At 58.9% G+C, this 19,853-nt stretch carries 16 protein-coding genes; all 16 read left to right on the top strand.

Annotation, left to right across the window (positions count from 1 at the left end; all coding sequences use genetic code 11):
• Positions 1 to 114 precede the first annotated feature (114 nt).
• The 16 genes from LJD29_RS06555 (at position 115) to LJD29_RS06480 (ending at position 19,851) form a co-directional block, all read left to right on the top strand.
• On the top strand, positions 115 to 2,532 hold the full coding sequence (locus LJD29_RS06555; protein WP_446744948.1) for a glycoside hydrolase family 15 protein: 2,418 nt from the start codon (positions 115 to 117) through the stop codon (positions 2,530 to 2,532).
• A gap of 126 nt (positions 2,533 to 2,658) precedes the next feature.
• Positions 2,659 to 4,683 carry a transketolase gene (gene tkt, locus LJD29_RS06550; RefSeq protein ID WP_446744947.1) on the top strand — a complete coding sequence of 675 codons (2,025 nt, stop codon included), beginning with the start codon at positions 2,659 to 2,661 and terminating at the stop codon, positions 4,681 to 4,683.
• A 2-nt stretch (positions 4,684 to 4,685) separates the two neighbouring features.
• Positions 4,686 to 5,177, top strand: a complete 492-nt coding sequence (gene rpiB, locus LJD29_RS06545; RefSeq protein ID WP_446744946.1) for a ribose 5-phosphate isomerase B — start codon at positions 4,686 to 4,688, stop codon at positions 5,175 to 5,177.
• A gap of 21 nt (positions 5,178 to 5,198) precedes the next feature.
• Positions 5,199 to 5,822 (top strand): HAD family hydrolase, encoded by a 624-nt coding sequence (locus tag LJD29_RS06540; RefSeq protein WP_446744945.1) that lies wholly within the window; start codon positions 5,199 to 5,201, stop codon positions 5,820 to 5,822.
• On the top strand, positions 5,819 to 6,763 hold the full coding sequence (gnd, locus tag LJD29_RS06535; RefSeq protein ID WP_446745887.1) for a phosphogluconate dehydrogenase (NAD(+)-dependent, decarboxylating): 945 nt from the start codon (positions 5,819 to 5,821) through the stop codon (positions 6,761 to 6,763). Before LJD29_RS06540 ends, gnd begins: the two co-directional genes overlap by 4 nt.
• A 65-nt stretch (positions 6,764 to 6,828) precedes the next feature.
• Complete coding sequence (gene zwf, locus LJD29_RS06530) at positions 6,829 to 8,367, top strand: glucose-6-phosphate dehydrogenase (RefSeq protein WP_446744944.1); 1,539 nt, start codon at positions 6,829 to 6,831, stop codon at positions 8,365 to 8,367.
• Positions 8,368 to 8,382: 15 nt separating this feature from the next.
• Positions 8,383 to 9,180: a 6-phosphogluconolactonase gene (gene pgl / locus LJD29_RS06525; protein WP_446744943.1), complete on the top strand. Its 798-nt coding sequence runs from the start codon at positions 8,383 to 8,385 to the stop codon at positions 9,178 to 9,180.
• Positions 9,177 to 10,199, top strand: a complete 1,023-nt coding sequence (gene glk / locus LJD29_RS06520; RefSeq protein WP_446744942.1) for a glucokinase — start codon at positions 9,177 to 9,179, stop codon at positions 10,197 to 10,199. Before pgl ends, glk begins: the two co-directional genes overlap by 4 nt.
• 32 nt (positions 10,200 to 10,231) lie before the next feature.
• Positions 10,232 to 10,588 (top strand): copper resistance CopC family protein, encoded by a 357-nt coding sequence (locus LJD29_RS06515; RefSeq protein WP_446744941.1) that lies wholly within the window; start codon positions 10,232 to 10,234, stop codon positions 10,586 to 10,588.
• A 9-nt stretch (positions 10,589 to 10,597) separates the two neighbouring features.
• Positions 10,598 to 12,199: a CopD family protein gene (locus LJD29_RS06510; protein WP_446744940.1), complete on the top strand. Its 1,602-nt coding sequence runs from the start codon at positions 10,598 to 10,600 to the stop codon at positions 12,197 to 12,199.
• A 49-nt stretch (positions 12,200 to 12,248) separates the two neighbouring features.
• The gene (locus LJD29_RS06505; protein WP_446744939.1) at positions 12,249 to 12,851 is read left to right on the top strand and encodes a TetR/AcrR family transcriptional regulator; all 603 of its coding nucleotides are present in this window, start codon (positions 12,249 to 12,251) and stop codon (positions 12,849 to 12,851) included.
• A gap of 21 nt (positions 12,852 to 12,872) precedes the next feature.
• Positions 12,873 to 14,561 carry a DHA2 family efflux MFS transporter permease subunit gene (locus LJD29_RS06500; RefSeq protein WP_446745886.1) on the top strand — a complete coding sequence of 563 codons (1,689 nt, stop codon included), beginning with the start codon at positions 12,873 to 12,875 and terminating at the stop codon, positions 14,559 to 14,561.
• Positions 14,562 to 14,636: 75 nt separating this feature from the next.
• Positions 14,637 to 17,231 carry a M1 family metallopeptidase gene (locus LJD29_RS06495; RefSeq protein ID WP_446744938.1) on the top strand — a complete coding sequence of 865 codons (2,595 nt, stop codon included), beginning with the start codon at positions 14,637 to 14,639 and terminating at the stop codon, positions 17,229 to 17,231.
• Positions 17,232 to 17,294: 63 nt separating this feature from the next.
• Positions 17,295 to 18,032, top strand: coding sequence for a YggS family pyridoxal phosphate-dependent enzyme (locus LJD29_RS06490; RefSeq protein ID WP_446744937.1), 738 nt, complete (start codon positions 17,295 to 17,297; stop codon positions 18,030 to 18,032).
• The gene (locus LJD29_RS06485; protein WP_446744936.1) at positions 18,029 to 18,352 is read left to right on the top strand and encodes a DUF167 domain-containing protein; all 324 of its coding nucleotides are present in this window, start codon (positions 18,029 to 18,031) and stop codon (positions 18,350 to 18,352) included. Before LJD29_RS06490 ends, LJD29_RS06485 begins: the two co-directional genes overlap by 4 nt.
• 62 nt (positions 18,353 to 18,414) lie before the next feature.
• Positions 18,415 to 19,851, top strand: a complete 1,437-nt coding sequence (locus LJD29_RS06480; RefSeq protein ID WP_446744935.1) for a sodium:solute symporter family protein — start codon at positions 18,415 to 18,417, stop codon at positions 19,849 to 19,851.
• The last annotated feature ends 2 nt before the right edge of the window (positions 19,852 to 19,853 follow it).

The following is a 19,853-nucleotide window of genomic DNA, read 5'->3' as shown; positions in this document are numbered from 1 at the left end:
AAAAAAGAAGAGATTTCTTCTTCCGTTCACACAGAAGCGGTATCACCTGCAACTGGGACGGTTACAAACCATCCTGATCAGCCTTTCTCCCGCAAGAGAACGAAGAGGTAACGATTGGCAGAGACAACGGATCTGGGCTATTGCTGGGTTGAAGGGCAGGGGGCTGCGTTCGGCGCGCCCGGTCTGCCGCCCCGCTGGACTTCCGCCGCGAAAGACGCCGTAGGAACGGCATATTCGGCCTCAAGCCGCGTCTGGTACACCGTCTCGCACGGCATCCTCAACGAAATCTACTACCCCACCATTGACCGGCCGCAGATTCGTGACATGGAGTTCCTCATTACCGATGGGGAGACCTTTGTCCACGAAGAAAAGCGCGATCTGGACCATGAGATTTCGTATATCGATGACGAATCGCTGGCGCTGCGTGTGGTTTGCCGTGACCGTGAAGGTCGCTATTCGCTGACGAAAGAGATCATCAGCGACCCCCACTATCCGGTCGTGCTGATCCGGGTGACGCTCGGTGGCGATGCGGATTTCCTGGCGCGGCTTAAGATCTATGCGTTGCTGGCACCGCACCTTGACGTAGGCGGGGCAGAGAATTCGGCTCGCCTGCTGCGCATTGCAGGCAAGCTGGTTGCGGGCGCCTGGAAGAACCAGAACGCGCTGGCCATGATGGCCAATTGCGGTTTCAGCCGCGCCAGCTGCGGCTATGTCGGATCGAGCGATGGCTACCAGGATCTGAAGCAGGACCTCACCATGAACTGGGAGTTCGGCGAGGCTCTGAACGGAAATGTCGCCATCATGGGTGAAATCGAGCCGCGCCATAACTGCGACTTCGTAGTGGCGATCGGCTTCGGTGAAGGGCTGCATGCCGCCCTGACGACCACCATGGGAGCGCTGAGCAGCTCATTCGACAGCCTGCTCGAGCGATTTATCGAACAGTGGCACCGCACGACCAAGCCGAGAGAGTTAGCTGAAGGGTCGCAGGACGGCGGCCGTCTCATGCAGGTAAGCCATAACGTGGTGCTTGCCCATGAGGACAAGACCTACGCGGGTGCTTTTATTGCGTCGGCGTCGATTCCCTGGGGTTACGCAAAGGGTGATGACGACCTGGGCGGCTATCACCTGGTATGGACGCGCGATATGGTGCAAAGCGCTACGGCGCTGCTTGCCTGCGGCCACACCCAGACGGCACGCAGGGCGCTCACTTACCTCGCCTGTACGCAGAAGCCCGACGGCAGCTTCGCGCAGAACTTCTGGATCAACGGCACGCCTTACTGGAGCGGCATTCAGCTCGATGAGGTCGCCTTTCCGATGATCCTGGCCTGGCGGCTCTGGAAGCTGGATGGCCTGGGAAACTTCAACGTCTTCCCCTTTGTCGAGCGGGCTGCAGGCTTTCTGGTTCGTTACGCGCCGGTCACGCAGCAGGAGCGCTGGGAAGAAAACGCCGGATATTCGCCGTCGACGCTCGCCGCAGTCATTGCGGGGCTGATCTGTGCGGCAGACCTGGCGCGTGGTTACGGCGCCCCTGAACTGGCAGTCTTCCTCGAAGAGCACGCCGACTGGATCGAAGGGCATCTGGAAGACTGGACGGTTACCAACGAAGGCATCCTGCACCCAGAGGTGAAACGGCACTATGTCCGTGTTCGTCCGCCTGAGTGTGGCGAGCCTTACGCGAAAGACGGGTGCGGCAAGGAGATGTTTCATCTGTCGAACCGGCCTCCGGGGACGCGATCCGAGTTTGAAGCGCGAGAGATCATCGACGCCGGGTTCCTGGAATTGGTTCGCTACGGCATTCGCCGTGCCGATGACCCGTTGATTATCGATTCCCTCAAGGTCGTCGACCATGTGCTCAAGGTGGATCTGCCGCAGGGGCCGTGCTGGCTTCGCTATAACTATGACGGCTACGGCCAGCGCGAAGACGGCGGCCCTTTCATCTGGTATGGGCAGGGGCGTCCCTGGCCTCTTCTGACCGGCGAACGCGCACATTACGAGCTCGCCGCGGGCAAAGATGTGAGTTCGCTGGTCGCGACCTACGAGAAGTTTGCCTCGGCCGGCGGCCTGATGCCGGAACAGGTCTGGGATAAGCCGGACTTCAAGGGGCTGGTCTTCGGCGGTCCCGCAGGCTCGGCGATGCCGCTGGTCTGGGCGCACGCCGAGTATCTGAAGCTGTTGCGTTCGGTTCGCGACAGGCGGGTATTCGATCGCATCGAGGCGGTTGAGTCCCGTTATGCCTCTGGCCGCAAGCCGTCCAGGATGGAGGTTTTCAAGTTCCGGCGTCAGCTTCGCCGCATTCCCGCGGGCTATACGTTGCGGGTGACGGCGCAAGAGCATTTCCGGCTCGTCTGGTCAGTGGATGACTGGAAAACCGTTGAAAAAACAGACGCTGTGACGCTCGGAAGCGCCGGCAGCTACGCCGATATGCCGACACCTGACGGGCAGGAAGGGCGTCTATCATTTACTCTTTTCTGGACGGAGCAAAATCGCTGGGAAGGCCGGAACTACGACGTAATACTCGAGGCCGGGCAGTGAAACTGGTCAATTTCGAGGCGTATTCCGGGGAAATCCGGTTCCTTAAACCTCGGTTTTATTTTTTTAGCCTGACAATACAATTTTGTTAGCGAATACGCGGGTGAACCCGCCGGAAGGTGAGAGCAAATGAGCAATTTAAATGAGCTGTCGATCAACGCACTGCGATTTCTGGCCGTAGACGCGGTCCAGAAGGCAAACAGTGGGCACCCGGGAGCTCCGCTCGGCGATGCGCCCATCGCCTATCTGCTGTTTCACAAGATCATGCGCCACAATCCGAAGAACTCGAAGTGGTCGAACCGCGACCGTTTCGTGCTCTCGAACGGCCATGCTTCGGCACTGCTCTACTCGGTTCTGCACCTGAGCGGCTACAAGATTACGATCGAGGACCTGCAGCAGTTCCGCCAGTGGGAGTCGAAGACCCCGGGCCATCCTGAATACGGCGAAGCCGACGGCGTTGAGTGCACCACCGGTCCACTGGGCCAGGGCCTGTCCATGGCCGTGGGCATGGCAGCAGCGGAAAAGCACCTTGCAGCGGTCTACAACCGCGATGAGTTCCCGATCGTCGATCACTATACCTTTGGTCTTCTCGGCGACGGCGATCTGATGGAAGGCGTCTCGCACGAAGTCGCTTCGCTGGCCGGCACGCTTGGCCTTGGCAAGCTGATCTTCTTCTACGACGACAACCTGATCTCGCTCGACGGCCCGACCGAACTCTCCTACACCGAAGACGTCAAGAAGCGTTTCGAGGCCTATCACTGGCAAGTCATCAAGGTTGCCGACGGCAACGATCTCGCCGCCCTGGAAGCCGCGGTTGAAGAAGCCAAGAAGGAAACCAGCAAGCCGACCCTGATCCAGGTTCGCACCGTTATCGGCTACGGCAGCCCCAAAGCCGGCAGCAACAAGGTACACGGCGAGCCGCTGGGTGTTGAAGGCGTGAAGGAAACCAAGAAGAACCTGGGCTGGCCCGAGGACAAGACCTTCTACGTTCCCGAAGAAGCCGCCAAGAACTGGCATGAGGCTATCGGGAAGGGCGAAAAGTCCGAAGCTGAGTGGAATGAGCTCTTCGCCAAGTACAAGAAGGCCTATCCGGCGGAAGGCGCCGAGTTCGAGCGCGTTTTCGCAGGCAAGCTGAAGGAAGGCTGGGAAAAGAGCCTGCCTTCGTTCCCGGTGGACGGCAAGCCGGTTGCGACCCGCACTGCGGGCAACACGGTGATGAACGCCATCGCCAAGGAAGTTCCGGAACTGTTTGGCGGCGCAGCCGACCTGACTGCTTCGACCAAGACCATCTTCAAGGACAGCGCGAACTTCCACGTCGACCCGGCCGGCCGCAACGTCTTCTTCGGCGTTCGCGAGTTCGGCATGTGCGCCATGGTCAACGGTATGGCGGTTCACGGCGGCCTGATTCCTTACGGCTCGACCTTCTTCGTATTCAGCGATTACTGCAAGCCTGCGATCCGTATCGCGGCGCTGATGCGCTCGCACTCGATCTTCGTATTCACGCACGATTCGATCGCAGTCGGCGAAGACGGTCCGACCCACGAGCCGATCGAGCACCTGATGGCGCTCCGCGCGGTTCCCGATCTCACCGACTTCCGTCCGGCGGATGCGAACGAGACGGCTGCCTGCTGGCGGCTGGCCATCGAGCGCAGCCATCACCCAACCTTCTTCGCGCTCTCGCGCCAGGATCTGCCCCTGCTCGACCCGTCGAAGCTCGACATCTACGAGGGCGTGAAGCACGGCGCCTACGTGATCGAAAAGGGCGGCGATTCACCGGACCTCATCATCGTCGGCACAGGCGCTGAAGTCTGGGTTGCGGTCAAGGGCGCTGCCGAGCTGGCCAAGGAAGGCATCACCGCACGCGTGGTTTCGATGCCCAGCTGGGAGCTCTTCGACGAGCAGGATGATGCCTACAAGGCCTCGATCTTCCCGGCGGAGATCCCCAAGCTTGCCGTCGAAGCAGGCGCTCCGCTCGGCTGGTGGAAGTATGTCGGCTCGACCGGCGATGTGATCGGCCTCGATCGCTTTGGCGCTTCGGCTCCGGGAGCGACCGTGCTCGATAAGCTGGGCTTCAACCCGGGTAACGTCGCGAAGCGCGGCAAGGCAATCGTCGAGAAGGCACGCAAGAGCGAAGCAGCGCTGGCAGGCAAGTAACCATGAAGCTGGTCATCGGATCGGATCACGCGGGCTTTCCTCTTAAGGAGGAGGTCCGCGGGTATCTTGAGAAGCTCGGTCACGAGGTGCTCGATGTGGGCGCTTACAACACCGAGCCCTCGGACTACCCGGATTTTGCCGAAGCGGTAGGCCGGGCGTTACTCTCCGGCCGCGGCGATCGCGGAATCCTCATCTGCGGTAGCGGCGTCGGGGTAAATGTTGCGGCAAACAAGATGCCCGGCATCCGGGCCTGCATGGGTCATGACACGTACTCGGCGCACCAGGGGGTCGAGCACGACGATATGAATGTGCTGGTCCTGGGCGCTCGCATCATTGGCCCGGCTCTCGCTTTCGATCTGGTTTCAAGCTTCCTCCAGGCGACATTTCAGAAGCAGGAAGAGCGTTTTGTACGCCGCCTGACCAAAGTAAAGGCGATTGAGGCTCGTTACATGCCGGAGGCGGCCAAGTCTTCTTTCGGCAATTCGGATTCCTAAACCGGTCAAAGGGGAGATCGAATGTCACAGATCAGCACTATTCTCTGGGACGTAGGTGGAGTTCTGCTGACGAACGGGTGGGATCATGAAGAACGCGCCGACGTATTGAAGCAGTTCGGCGTGGAAAAAGCGGAGTTTGAGGAGTTTCATCCCGAAGCCAACGATGAGTGGGAGAAGGGACAGATCTCCGTCGAGGAGTATCTGAACAGGACGCTCTTTCGGAAGCCCCGCAGCTTTACTGCAGCCGAGTTCCTCGCGGCCATGAAGGCGCAGTCAGAGGTATTGCCTGACAGTGCTCTTGGAATCCTCGATGAACTGGCGGCATCTGAGACAGTAGATCTTGGACTGTTGAACAACGAAGCGGCCGAGTTGAATGACTATCGCATCGAGGAGTTCGGCTTTCGGACCTGCTTCGATTTCTTTTTCAGCTCCTGCTATGTAGGGCTGCGGAAGCCAGACGAGCGGATTTATCGGCTGGCACTGAATGTTCTGCAGGCTGAGCCGGATGAAGTCGCATTTATCGACGACCGTGCGGGCAACGTGGAAACAGCCCGGTCGTTGGGGATTCACGCTATTCAATACGAGGGTTCAGCCAAGCTGGCGAAAGACCTGGCGGCACTCGGAATCTTAATCGAGACAAACTGAGCCCCGATCGGGGACGAGAGAGAAAGGAAACAGATATGGAACTCGGAATTATCGGTCTGGGCAAAATGGGCGGCAACATGGCGGAGCGTCTCCGCCAGGGTGGTCACAAAGTCATCGGTTTTGACTTCAACGCGGAAGCGGTCAAGAAGCTGTCGGACGCCGGTTCGGTGGGCGTGAGCTCGCTCGAAGACCTGACGAAGCAGTTTTCCGGCAAGCGCGCTATCTGGATCATGGTCCCGGCAGGTGCTCCGGTCGACGAAACCATCGCCAAGCTCAAGCCTTTCATGAGCAAGGGCGATATCTTCATCGACGGCGGCAACTCGAACTACAAGGATTCGCAGCGGCGTTACAAGGAACTGAAGGCCGAAGGCTACGAGTTCGTAGACGTAGGCACCTCGGGTGGTGTCTGGGGCCTGAAGGAAGGCTACAGCATGATGATCGGCGGCGACGACGAGCCGGTGAAGTACCTGAGCCCGATCTTCGAGACGCTGGCTCCCGGGAAGGACAAGGGCTGGGGTCATACCGGACCTGCCGGTGCCGGCCACTACGTGAAGATGGTTCACAACGGCATCGAGTACGGCATGATGCAGGCCTATGCTGAAGGCTTCTCGATCATGAAGGCGAAGGAAGAGCTGAAGCTCGACCTGGCTCAGATCTCCGAGATCTGGCGTTACGGCAGCGTCGTGCGTTCGTGGCTGCTCGACCTGACTGCTGAAGCGCTGCAGAAGAACCCGACCCTCGATGGCCTGGAAGCCTACGTTGCCGACTCCGGCGAAGGCCGCTGGACGGTCTTCGAAGCGATCGACCTCAACGTTTCCGCCCCCGTCATCACCGAGTCGCTGATCCGTCGTATCCGTTCGCGCGAAGACAACAACTTCACGGACCGCATGATCGCGATCCAGCGCAATGCCTTCGGCGGCCACGCCGTCAAGAAGGACTAACAGAAACAAGTGATGCGGCCGGCTTTGTCCGGCCGCATTCGTTCCGAGCAAGAGAAGGACATTTTATGGCGACGGAAGTAAAAGTATCCCCGGAGAGCGTGGCCAAGACCGCGCAGAAGAACGAGCGTATTCCTGAGCCTGGCGTCGTTGTCATCTTCGGCGCCTCGGGAGACCTGACCAAGCGCAAGCTGCTGCCAGCCCTTTATCATCTCGAAGAGGCAGGCCTTCTGCCGGAGCAGTTCGGCATCGTCGGCGTTGCCCGCCGTGACCTGGGCGAAAGCTTTGCCCAGGACATGAAGAAGGGCATCCTCGAGTTCGGCGGCGTGCAGAAGGGTGAAGAGAACGTAGACAAGTTCGTCAGCAAGGTCAGCTACCATGCGATGAACTTCGACGACGAAGCAGGCTACGCCGCGCTGAAAGATCTGCTGGCGAAGCACGACCAGGAGCACGGCACCAAGGGTAATCGCCTCTTTTACCTGGCCGTGGCGCCCGAATACTTCTCTGACATTGTCGAGCATCTCGGCAAGCATGACATGGTCCACCCCAAGGAGGGACAGGTCCGCGTCATCATCGAGAAGCCTTTCGGCCATGACCTCGAATCCGCCAAGGAACTGAACGCCGAAGTCAGCAAGGTATTCGACGAGAACCAGATCTTCCGTATCGATCACTACCTTGGCAAGGAAACGGTGCAGAACCTGCTCGTCTTCCGCTTTGCCAACGAGATCTTCGAGCCGCTCTGGAACCGCAACTACATCGACAACGTGCAGATCACGGCAGCCGAGAGTATCGGTATCGAGGGCCGCGGGCCGTTCTATGAGAAGGCCGGCGCAACGCGCGACATTCTCCAGAACCACCTGATGGAAGTGCTCTCGTTCGTCTGCATGGAACCGCCGATCTCTTTCGAAGCCGATGCCGTTCGTACCGAAAAGCTGAAGGTCTGGGAGGCAATCAAGCCGATCGAGATCGACAACACGGTGCGTGGCCAGTATGGCCCCGGCAAGGTGGATGGCAAGGATGCCATCGGATATCGCCAGGAAGATCGTGTCGATCCGAACTCTAACACCGAAACCTTTGCTGCTTTGAAGCTCGAGATCGAGAACTGGCGCTGGGCGGGTGTTCCTTTCTATATCCGCGCTGGCAAGCGCCTCGCCAAGCGTGTCACCGAAATCACAATCCAGTTCCGCCAGCCTCCGATGCGCCTGTTCGATCGCGCCGGCAGCGGTCATTGCCCGGAGATTCAGCCGAACCTGATCTCGATCCGTATTCAGCCGGACGAAGGTATCTCGCTGCGTTTCGGAGCCAAGTACCCAAGCCCGGATATGACCGTTTGCCCGGTAAATATGGACTTCAGCTACGCAAGAGCCTTCGGCAAATCCTCTGCCAACGGTTACGAGCGCCTGTTGCTCGATGCCATGCTTGGCGACGGTACGTTGTTTGCTCATCGTGCCGGTGTCGAAGCGACCTGGGCCCTGTTTACTCCGCTGCTTGAGAAGTGGGCGGGGATCAAGCAGGCAGACTTCCCGAACTATGCCAGCGGCGACTGGGGTCCGAAAGCTGCCGAAGAGCTGCTCGAGCGCGACGGCCGCAAGTGGAACAAGCTCTAAGAAACGGGAATACAAATGTCGAGAAAAATTGCAGTGGAATACCGGGTCTACGACGGTGCGGATGCTCTGAGCCGCGCCGCCGCAGACCATTTTCTTGAGACGATCCAGGCGAGTGTAGCCGCTCGCGGCCGCGCTCGCGTTGCTGTTTCCGGCGGTAGCACACCGAAGAAGACCTTCGGCCTGCTGGCCGATCCCTCGCAGCCCTTTGAAAAGGCGATGCCGTGGGACGACATCGAGCTGTTCTTCGTGGACGAGCGCACGGTTCCACCGGATGACAAGGACAGCAACTACCGCATGACGCGTGAAGAGCTGCTCTCCAAGGTGCCGCTCAATCCGGATCATGTCTTTCGCATGGAAGGCGAGCTCAATCCTGAAGAAGCCGCTGCACGTTACGAATCGGCCATCCGCAACCAGTTCAAGCTGGAAGGCGCGGAAACGCCGGTATTCGACGTGCTCGCGCTGGGCATGGGCGACGATGGCCATACTGCTTCGCTCTTTCCCCACACCGAAGCTATCCACGAGCTGGCGAAGATCGTGACGGCGAACCATGTGCCCCAGAAGGACACCTGGCGCATCACGCTGACCTGGCCGGTCATCAACCAGGCGAAGGAAGTCTTCTTCCTGATTGGCGGCAAGGACAAGGCTGAGCCGTTGCAGAAGGTGCTCCAGGGGCCATACGATCCCGAGACGCTGCCGTCTCAGCTGATCCAGCCTCGGAGCGGCAGGTTGCTGCTTCTGCTCGACCGCGATGCGGCAGCACTGCTTCCGCCGGTTGGGGCAGACGGTAAAGGCTATCTGGAGATTGAAAGATGATTCTTGCGGGCGATGTTGGCGGCACCAAGGTACACCTTGCGCTCTACAGTTTTGAGCGCGGTCACCTCACGCACTACAAGGACGAGAAGTTTCCCGCCCGCGAGTATGCCGGGCTTGAAGACATCGTTCGCAAGTTTCTGACGGAGTCGGACAATCCCGAAGTCACCGCGGCCTGTTTCGGCGTTCCCGGTCCGGTGCGCGGCGGCCGGCTGAAGCTCACCAATCTTCCCTGGGTGATCGATGCACGCGAGATGGGTCTCGCGCTGAAGATCGAGCACCTCTTCCTGATCAACGATCTTGAGGCGAACGGTTATGGCATTCCGGAGCTGTCCGCCGATCAGATTTTCGAATTGAGCGCGGGCGATTCTTCTTCCGTTGGCAATCGTGGCCTCGTCTCTGCGGGTACCGGCCTTGGAGAAGCGATTCTCGTCTGGAATGGCAAGACGCATATCCCCATGGCCTCCGAAGGCGGACACTGCGATTTCTCTCCGCGCAACGAAGTTGAAATCGACCTGCTGCGCTATTTACAGCAGACGTTAAATGGCCGCGTGAGCTTCGAACGTGTCGTCTCGGGGATTGGCCTCAAGAATATTTACCAGTTCCTGCGCGACGACAAAAAGATGGACGAGCCGGCCTGGCTCAAGGAACGCATGGCGCAGGAGGACCCCAACGCGGTGATCGGCGAACTGGGAGAATCCGGCGAGAGCGAGCTCTGTGCCAAAACTCTTGATATCTTCGCTGCTGCCTATGGAGCAGAAGCAGGAAATCTCGCACTGAAGGTTCTGTCCGTCGGAGGAATGTATCTGGGCGGCGGAATCGCTCCAAAGATTTTGAAGAAGATGCAGGACGGTGCGTTTATGAAGGCCTTCATTGACAAAGGCCGCCTGAGCGATCTGTTAGTGCATACGCCGGTTCGCATCATTCTTGAGAGCCGCTGCGCCCTGATGGGTGCCGCAGCCTACGCCGAAGCGCGCGCCGCGGAAATGAGCGGAGCTTCGGTGCGTGCCGCATCGCTGTAATTCGCAGTAAAAGACGGAAGGGATACGGAAGTATGAAGAAGGCTTTTTCGAGCGCTGCAATCGTGGTGCTTCTGTTGACTGGCTTTTGCAGGATCGCCCTCGCACATGCCGTACTTATGACTTCGAATCCCGCCGTTCACGGTAAAGTTCATGGTCCGTCCATCGATGTCGATCTGAAGTTCAATTCGCGCGTCGATGGCGCACATTCGCAGCTGACCCTGGTGATGCCTGACGGAAAGACACAGCCCGTTTCGTTGTCAGCTCAGCACGGCGCAAACGAATTGACCTCTCATCTCAACCTGCAGCATGGCAGCTACACGCTGCGCTGGCAGGCTCTTTCTTCCGATGGACATATCTCGCGCGGCGAAATTCCTTTTTCTGTTGAGTAAGCTGCACTCGTGATCTGGCTGATCCAGGACCTCGATCTCTTCTCTGTACTGCTGCGTGCCTTCACGCTCTCCTTCGAAGCGCTTGCCGTAGGAGGCGTGATCTTCCTTCTGCTGGCAGCAACGCCGGCACTCACTGAAAATTCGCTGCGAAGCTCTCTCGCCCGATTTACCAGCTGGGCTGCGCTCGCGCTTGCGGTGACGCAGGCCTTATCGGCTCTTGAGAGCGCCGTCGAGATGATGAACGGGTCGGGGCTTGGCTGGCACGACGTGCTGACAGCGGGCTTCTTTCTCTCGGACGCAGTCATCGTGTCCGCGTCGATCCTTCTTTGGGTACTCCTGCGTTTTGCTCCGTCATTCCATTGGTTTGCGCTGCTGTTGGCGTTGACTATCACGGGATCTTCCGTCGCCCTGAGTCATGCGGCGTCCCGGCTCGAGGATCGCGCATTGCTGGTGTTACTCACTGCGGCGCATCATCTCGGTTCCTCTGCGTGGATTGGAGCGATGCCCAGTCTCCTTGTTGCCCTGCGCAAGGGGGGCAACCGAAAACTCGTTCAGCGCTATTCCGCCATTGCGATCGCCGGAGTGACGATGCTCGTACTTGCCGGACTGGGCATGGCGCGTTTCTACGTCGGTTCGTGGAACGGCCTGTATGGAACCTCGTACGGAATGCTGGTGCTTGCGAAGGTCTACCTGTTTGCGATGACAGTAGTGCTTGGCGCCGGCAATTTTCTGCTTGCCCGTGCCGCATCGAGCGATCCGGCGCCGTTGCTGAAGCGGCTGCGTCGTGTAAGCGAGGTAGAGATCGGTCTTGGCTTCACCGCGATCCTGGTTGCCGCTTCACTAACCTCGCAACCGGCCGCCGTGGATGTCGGGCCGGATCAGCTGTCGAAAGCAGAGATCGTGCAGCGCCTGGAATGGCATTGGCCGGAGTTGCACAGCCCTGATTTTTCGCAGCTGAAGCAGCGGATCTCCCTCAGCAGCAAACTGCAGGACTCTTTCAGTGAAGGCGCTGAAAACGACGTGATGGATCGCGCGTGGTCGGAGTACAACCATCACTGGGCCGGACTGATTGTGCTGTTGGCAGGCACTTTTGCGCTGATCGCGAGATTCCGCAGGCAGGCATGGGCGAGAAACTGGCCGCTTCTCTTCATCTGTCTTGCTGTCTTTATTGTTCTTCGCGCCGATCCTGAAGCATGGCCGCTCGGGCCTCGTCCCTTCTGGGCCAGCTTTGCAGAATCGGAGGTGCTGGAACACCGGTTCTTCGCGCTGCTGATTGTGGGTTTTGCCGTCTTTCAATGGGCCGTAGAAACAGGCCGGTGGCAGTCGCCTCGCGCCGCGCTGGTTTTTCCGGGACTCTGCGCCATCGGTGGCGCCGTATTGCTGACCCACTCTCACGCCTTCGGCAATGTCAAAGACGAAACACTTGTGGAGATCAGCCACTCGTCGATCGCATTGCTTGGAGCCACCGCCGGCTGGAGCCGCTGGATGGAATTGCGCTTGCCGCCCGACAGCGCGGAAGGCGAATCAAGGTTGCGAACCGTTACACGATGGATATGGCCAGTTTGCCTCATCCTGGTGGGTGTCGTCCTGCTCGATTACCGCGAGGCTTGACCTGGTGTTAACATAAGAGACCGAACGGTTTTAACGTTGAGGGTATCCTGTGGCAACCAAAGGCGAAGAGACCAGGCAGCGAATCATCGAGAAAGCCGCACCTCTGTTCAACCAGCGTGGATACGAAGGCTGCTCGATGCAGGACATCATGCACGCCACGGGCCTCGAAAAGGGCGGCATCTATCGCCATTTTCAGAGCAAGGAAGAGCTGGCCGCCGAAGCTTTTGACTTTGCCTGGGAGACGACTCGCAGCAAGCGCCGCACGAGCCTTTCATCGATCGCAAACCCTTTGGATCGCCTCAAACAGAACATTGCGAATTTCGTGCTTCACTCCGGATTCCCGGGCGGATGCCCGCTTTTAAACACCGCAGTCGATTCGGATAACGGAAATCCGATCCTTCGCAGGAAGGTACGGAAAGCTCTTGCCGCATGGAAAGAATCGCTGCAGGCGCTTATCGAAGAGGGCATTGCCGCCGGCGCTATCAGGAAAGAAGTTGACCCCCGGCAGGTGGTGAACGTGGTGATCGCAACTCTCGAGGGCGGCATGCTGATCAGCCGAATCGAGCAAACGGACAAGGGCCTTCGCGGCGCGCTGGCGCACCTCAACTGGTATGTGGAAACAGCATTGCGCCGGCGCGAGATCGTCCAGTAACTGCCTTAAAACCTAAAAAGGCTGCCATTTTTTGCGACCTTTCGGTCGTTTCCTCGCTCTTATCCCTATCCAGATGTAAGAAGGGCAGGGCAGCGCAAGGTGGCAACAGCAAGTCTTCCTCAACCGGCGTCTACCGCCAGGCGAGCGGTCAATCCGTGGGTGATTGCTCTCACCGTCACGCTGGCCACGTTCATGGAGCTGCTGGATACCTCTATTGCTAATGTTTCCTTGCCTTATATCGCCGGAGGGTTGGGGCGCAGCTTCGACGAAGTTACGTGGATTCTAACCACGTACCTGGTTGCGAACGCGGTGGTGCTCCCGATGAGCGCCTGGCTCAGCCGCGTCTTCGGCCGCAAGACGTACTACATGGCGTGCGTGGCGCTGTTTACCATCACGTCATTTTTCTGCGGTATCGCGCCGTCGCTCAACATCATGCTGATCAGCCGCGTACTGCAGGGCATAGGCGGCGGTGGCCTGGCACCTGTCGAGCAGGCGATTCTCGTCGATACGTTTCCACCGGAGAAGCGCGCCTCGGCATTTGCGCTTTATACAGTTGCAATTGTGACGGCGCCCGCCATCGGGCCTGTGCTCGGCGGCTGGATAACCGACAACTACACCTGGCGCTGGGTCTTCCTGATCAACATCCCCATCGGCGCGCTTTCGCTTTTCCTGACAAATCGATTTGTGCAGGATCCCCCGGCATTCGAAGCCGAGCGCAAGACGGCGCGGCAAGCGGGCAGGTTGAAGATCGATGTCTTCGGCATCCTGCTGATTGGCCTGGGTTCTGCTGCGCTGGAGATCGTGCTCGACCGAGGACAGATCGACGACTGGTTCGGCAGCACGTTCATCACGCGGATGTTTTTCATCGCCATCCTGTGCTGGATCGCGGCGATATGGTGGGAGTTGAAAACAAGCGACCCGATTATTGAGTTACGTCTGCTGAAGAGCCGTAACTTCTCGATCGCTTCGGTTTATTACTTCGTCTTCGGATTCGGACTGTTCGCAACCACGACCATGATTCCGCAGATTCTGCAGTCGCTCTATGGATACCGGGCCATCGATGCAGGTCTCGTGCTCGGCCCGGGAGCGCTGGTGATCACGATGTTGGCTCCGGTTGGAGCGCAGCTGATTCAGCGAAAGATCGTCAGCCCGAAGATGCTGATCTTTTGCAGCCTCACGGTGATCTCGTTATCCATGTTCCACTATAGCGGGTTCAACCTGCAGACCGATTACAACCACTACGCCCTGGCGCGTGCCTACCAGGGGCTGGGCTATGCATTCTTCTTCGTGCCGGTGAGCGTTATTGCCTACTCCGAGCTTTCGCCTGCCCAGAACAACCGGGCTTCCAGCCTCACGAACCTCTTTCGCAACTGGGGCGGCAGTTTCGGTATCGCGTTTGTGACAACGCTGAGTGAACGCCGTCAGGATTACCACCAGACAATTACCGGAGCCTATCTCCCGCCCTCGTCGCCGCAGTTGCAGAACGCCATTCAACGAACGACTTCCTACCTGGTGGAGCACGGTTATTCCGCCGCGGACGCAAGCCGGGCGGCTTACCTGCGTTATTACAACCAGTTAGCCGACCAGACGCGCCTGCTGGGTTTTATGGATTGCTTCCGCCTGGTTGGGTGGCTGACTCTCGCCATGGTCCCCCTGGTGTTTTTCTTACGCGCCTTCCGGGCTGCTGGCAAAGCGCCTGCCGGACACTGAAGTTAGCTTTGGGTTATGGTGAAAAGAGGCTAATCGTCGCCGCCATTCCACCGTCCTCGAAGGAAGTGTTGATTCATGCATAAGTTCTCCGGCCGTACCTTCTTCGGCCTGCTATTGGTTGCACTTTGTTCCTCCTCTTTTAGCGCACACGCGCAGCGACTCCCGCAAACCGTTCATCCCGAGCATTATCGGTTGAGGCTGACTCCCGATCTGGCGAAGGCGACCTTCGAAGGCGAGGAGGAGATCGACGTTCTGCTCGATGACAGCACGGACGCGATCACTCTGAACGCGGCGGAGATAAAGTTTCACGATGTCACGACGGATGTTGATGGGCGCAGTCTGAAAGCTGAAGTTTCAGAAGACACGGACAAGGAGCAGGCGACCTTTCACTTCCTGCGCTCGCTGCCCAAAGGCCGCATTACCCTGCATGTAAATTACAGCGGCATTCTCAACGATCAGCTGCGCGGCTTTTACCTGTCGAAAACGGCAAAGCGTAACTATGCCGTGACACAGTTCGAACCGACTGACGCCCGGCGCGCTTTTCCGTCCTTTGACGAGCCGGCTTATAAAGCCACTTTCGATGTAAGCCTCACGGTCGATAAGAACGACACCGCTATCTCGAATACGAACATCGTTTCTGACAAGCCGGGGCCGGTGATCGGACAGCACACGATTCGCTTCGCGACCACTCCGAAGATGTCGACTTACCTCGTGGCATTTCTCGTGGGCGATTTTCAGTGCGTGAGCGGCAGCAGCGATGGCGTGCCGATCCGTTCCTGCGCTACGCCGGACAAGGTGCAGTACAGCCAGTTCGCGCTGGAGGCGGCAGAGTTCGTGCTGCACTATTACGACACATATTTTGGCATCAAGTATCCGATGCCTAAGCTGGACATGATCGCCCTGCCGGACTTCGAAGCCGGCGCCATGGAAAACTTTGGCGCGATCACCTATCGCGAAACCGATCTGCTGATCAATGAAAAGACCGCGACCATCAATGCAAAGCGCAATGTGGGCCTGGTGGTTGCGCACGAGATGGCGCACCAGTGGTTTGGCGATATGGTCACCATGCAGTGGTGGAACAATCTCTGGCTCAACGAAGGCTTTGCATCGTGGATGGAGAACAAGCCGATTGCGGCCTGGCATCCGGAATGGAATATTCACCAGCAGGTCGCAGCGACGCTGCAGTCCACGCTGAACCTCGATGCGCAGCGCACCACGCGCACTATTCGCGCCGAAGCCGATACGCCTGACCAAATCAACGAGATGTTCGACGGCATCACGTACGACAAAGGCAGCGCCATTCTCCTGATGATGGAGAACTACGAAGGCGAAGAGACCTTCCGGCAGGGCGTGCATAATTATCTGCAGGCTCACATGTACGGCAATGCCACGGCAGAGGACTTCTGGGGTGCGCAGACTGCCATCAGCCACAAGCCGATTGACAAGATCATGGCGAACTTCATCGCGCAGCCTGGTGTGCCGATGTTGAGCTTTGCTGCGCCGCAGTCCGGCTCCGTGCAGGTTTCACAACATCGCTTTTTCCTTAGCCCGGAGATGAAAGCGACCGAACAGAGCTGGCTGATCCCCGTGTGCGTGAAATCTGCTGACGGAAAGGCGCAGTGCGATGTGCTCTCCGGGCAGAATGGATCGGTGAAGGTTCCGGATGCTCCGCTCTTTTTTGCCGATGCCGAAGGCAAGGGGTACTACCGCAGCGCATATACCCCGGAAGTGTTTCACTCGATCGTCGCCAACATGGAGCAGAAGCTGACTCCGGCGGAACGCATCTCGGTTCTGGGAGACGAGTGGGCGCGCGTGCAGGCGAACCAGGCTTCTGTGGCCGACTACCTCGACCTCGCGGCGAGCGTGAAGGACGATACGAACGCCCCCGTCATGAAGCTGGCGCTGGGCAATGTGTCGGCGATCCAGGCACAGATCGCTGCGACGCCGCAGGAACAGCAGGCGATTGCCGACTGGGTGCGCAAGAACTTCAAGCCCGCGCTCGATCGCCTGGGACAGCCCTCCGCGCAGGACAGCTCCGAGAAACGCGAACTGCGAGCAGAGCTCTTCCAGGCACTCGGTGAATCCGGCCGCGATCAGCAGGTGCTTGCAGAAGCGAAAAAACTGGCCGAGGCTTACCAGGCGAATTCCGATTCTGTAGAACCGACGCTGGGCCGTGCGGCTCTTGCGGTTGCGGTATACGGCGGAGACGGTGCGCTGTTCGATCAGCTGCAAAAGACCTCGGAGACGTCGCCCGATCCTGTCGTGCAGGAAGGTGCACTGCATCTGCTTGCGCAGTTCCAGGACCCCGCGCTGGCGAAGCGGTCGCTGGAATATGCGGCATCCGGCAAGGTCCGGAACCAGGACGCGGTATTCCAGTTCACAGCAGCGCTGCGCAGCCCCGGCACGCGCGAGCTCGCCTGGGATTATGTGCAGCAGAACTGGGACAAGGTCAAGGCTCAGCTCACGACCATGGCTGGCGGCCGCCTTGTAGGAGCGGCAGGAAGCTTCTGCAGCGCCGACAAGCGTGACGCTGTGCTCCAGTTCTTCTCGACCCACCCGGTGCATGCTTCTGCGAATGCACTCGAGCGGGCTAAGAACAATATGAACGATTGCATCGACCTGCGCGCTTCGCAGGAGCCGAAGCTGAAAGAGTGGATCGCGAAACAGTAGCTGGGTCGCAAACACGATAAAGGCAGGGAGCGATCCCTGCCTTTGTTCTTTTAAGATGAGAGTGTGAGCACCTTCAAGGAACGACTGTCGGCGATTGAGGAACGAATCGATGTGGCCTGCGTGCGCAGCGGTCGCAAGCGCAAAGAAGTACGGCTGATGGCGGTTTCAAAGGTGCATCCTGCCTCGGCGATTCTTGAAGCGGTCGACGCGGGTATTAACCTCTTCGGTGAAAACCGCGTGCAGGAGTTTGAGCGCAAGCACGCCGAGCTGGCTGCAGCCGGTGTGGGTGTGGCAATCGGTGAAGCGAAGCCCGGCATCGAGGTGCACCTGATCGGGCATTTGCAATCGAACAAGACTGCGAAGGCGGCGGAGTTCTTTTCCGGAGTCGATACGATCGATTCGTTGCGAGTTGCCGAGCGGCTGAACGATAGCGCAAAGAAGCTTGGGCATAGGCTGCCGGTTCTGGTTGAAATCAAGCTCAGTGAGGAAGAGGCCAAAAGCGGTTTTCAGCCGGGCAGCGCCGAGTTGGATGAGTTCTTCGAGAAGGCTCCTCACCTGTACTCACTGCGGGTTCGCGGGCTGATGACGGTGCCTCCGCTCGATGAGGATCTGGAAGCCGCCCGGCAGTGCTTCCGCCAGTTGCGCCAGTTGCGCGAGAGCTATGCAAAGCGTTTCTCCGGACTTAGTTTCGATGAGCTCTCGATGGGCATGTCCGGCGACTTCGAGATCGCCATCGAGGAAGGCTCGACGCTGGTGCGCATCGGCACGGCCCTGTTTGGTCAGCGAGTGAAGCAGGCGTGAGCCTGGGTTTAGCGGATGCGGTTCGTGACGCGGCTGACGGAGCGATTCTTGCAGTACGGGTTACGCCGCGCGCGAGCCGGACAAAGATCACCGGCCTTTATGTCGAAGGAGCGGAGGCACGCATCAAGGTTGCCGTAGCCGCGCCTCCAGTCGATGGCAGATCGAACGAAGCACTGCTGGCCTTTGCCGCGGAGGTGCTCGGCGTCTCATCCTCCGCAGTGTCGCTGATTGCCGGGCAGACTTCGCGCAGCAAGCGGTTAAAGGTGGCTGGCCTTACCGCGGCGCAGGTGTGCACAGCGCTGTCCTTCCTGGTTGGTTAATCTCATGGCCCAGGCCATCGACCGGATGTAGACTTACTGTTATTCCCTTACTCTGGAGCTGCATGTCTCCTCTTTATGCCGGTGTTCTGGGCGCGATTGTCGTCACTCTCCTGGTGGTTTCTTTCTCGCGCATCCATAAGGTCAAGACCAAGGCCGATTATCTTGTCGCCAGCCGTTCGCTTTCAGCCTTTGTGCTGGTTTTCACGCTGCTCTCATCGTGGATCGGTTCCGGCTCACTTCTCGGCGGAGCGGAGAATGCATATCGCCACGGCTTCGCAGCGCTCTGGCAGGCAGGCGGAGGCTGGATCGGCCTGCTGCTGATCTACTTCATCGCGCCGCGCGCGCGCAGGTTCGCGCAGTTCACGATTCCCGATCTGCTGGAGGCCCGCTATAACCAGGCGGCGCGTGTGCTCGGAGTGATCGCGGTGCTGTTCACTTATACGGCAATCACCAGCTACCAGCTCATCGGCGGCGGAGACATCCTTCATCTCGTCTTCCCCACGGTGATCTCGCCAGACCTTGGCAAATATCTCATTGCAGCTTTCGTGATCGTCTTCACAGCCGTCGCGGGCATGTCTTCGGTCGCGTACATGGACGTCTTCATCGGCCTGCTTGCGACCTTCACACTGCTGCTGGCATATCCCTTCCTGTTGCATGCTGCCGGCGGGTGGTCGGGAGCGATGCATGCGCTGCCGCATTCGCACTTCGAGGTGCTCGGCGATCTCACACTCATTCAGGGTTTGGAGCTGGCTGTGCCCACGTGCCTGTTGATGCTCGGCAACCAGGCCATGTACCAGAAGTTCTTTTCAGCCAAGTCAGAGAAAGACGCGCGTAACGCCGTCATCGGCTGGATCGTGGGCACGATCGTCCTTGAGACGATCATCGTCACGTTGGCTGTACTCGGATCGGTGGTCTTCCCGACCGGCGAGGTGTCGCAACATCCTCGCGAGATCCTTGCTTACACTGCGCTGCATGGATTGCCCGCGGTGCTTGGCGCGCTTCTGATGGGTGCGGTCTTCGCGAAGATTATTTCGACGGCGAACAACTTCCTTTTCTCGCCTGCGACAAATCTTGTGAATGATGTATTTGTCCGGTATATCTCGCCGAAGTCTTCAGACAAGCAGGTGCTCATCGTGTCGCGCCTAATGGTGGTGCTGCTGGGAGTATGGGCGCTTTACCAGGCGCTGCATACCGAATCCGTACTGCGGAAGACGCTCTATGCGTACACCATCTATTCGGCGGCGCTGACGCCGGTGATCCTCGCGGCCTTTTACTGGAAGCGCGCGAATGCTGCCGGCGCGGTCAGCGCTATCGCAGCCGGTACGTTCATGACGGTCTTCTGGGACAGCCCGTTCATTCACCACCACCTGCCTGCGATCATTGCCGAGCGGGACGCGATCTTTCCCTCACTGGTCGCCTCGCTGCTTTGCCTCGTGGTGATCAGTCTGGTCACGAAGCCTCCGCGTCCCGAGCAGCTGGCGAAGCTTCGGGCAGATTAGGC

The sequence above is a fragment of the Silvibacterium acidisoli genome (genome assembly GCA_022870745.1).
In the GTDB taxonomy this organism is placed as follows: domain Bacteria; phylum Acidobacteriota; class Terriglobia; order Terriglobales; family Acidobacteriaceae; genus Silvibacterium.
Note: the sequence above shows the minus strand (reverse complement) of the source record. Positions and strands in the feature narration are given on the sequence as shown.

Bases quoted from the DNA above. Each gene is read 5' to 3' on its own strand.
- LJD29_RS06495 (WP_446744938.1), top strand. From the start codon at position 14,637: ATGCATAAGTTCTCCGGCCGTACCTTCTTCGGCCTGCTATTGGTTGCA.
- rpiB (WP_446744946.1), top strand. From the start codon at position 4,686: ATGAAGCTGGTCATCGGATCGGATCACGCGGGCTTTCCTCTTAAGGAG.
- glk (WP_446744942.1), top strand. From the start codon at position 9,177: ATGATTCTTGCGGGCGATGTTGGCGGCACCAAGGTACACCTTGCGCTC.
- pgl (WP_446744943.1), top strand. From the start codon at position 8,383: ATGTCGAGAAAAATTGCAGTGGAATACCGGGTCTACGACGGTGCGGAT.
- zwf (WP_446744944.1), top strand. From the start codon at position 6,829: ATGGCGACGGAAGTAAAAGTATCCCCGGAGAGCGTGGCCAAGACCGCG.
- LJD29_RS06515 (WP_446744941.1), top strand. From the start codon at position 10,232: ATGAAGAAGGCTTTTTCGAGCGCTGCAATCGTGGTGCTTCTGTTGACT.
- LJD29_RS06480 (WP_446744935.1), top strand. From the start codon at position 18,415: ATGTCTCCTCTTTATGCCGGTGTTCTGGGCGCGATTGTCGTCACTCTC.
- tkt (WP_446744947.1), top strand. From the start codon at position 2,659: ATGAGCAATTTAAATGAGCTGTCGATCAACGCACTGCGATTTCTGGCC.
- LJD29_RS06540 (WP_446744945.1), top strand. From the start codon at position 5,199: ATGTCACAGATCAGCACTATTCTCTGGGACGTAGGTGGAGTTCTGCTG.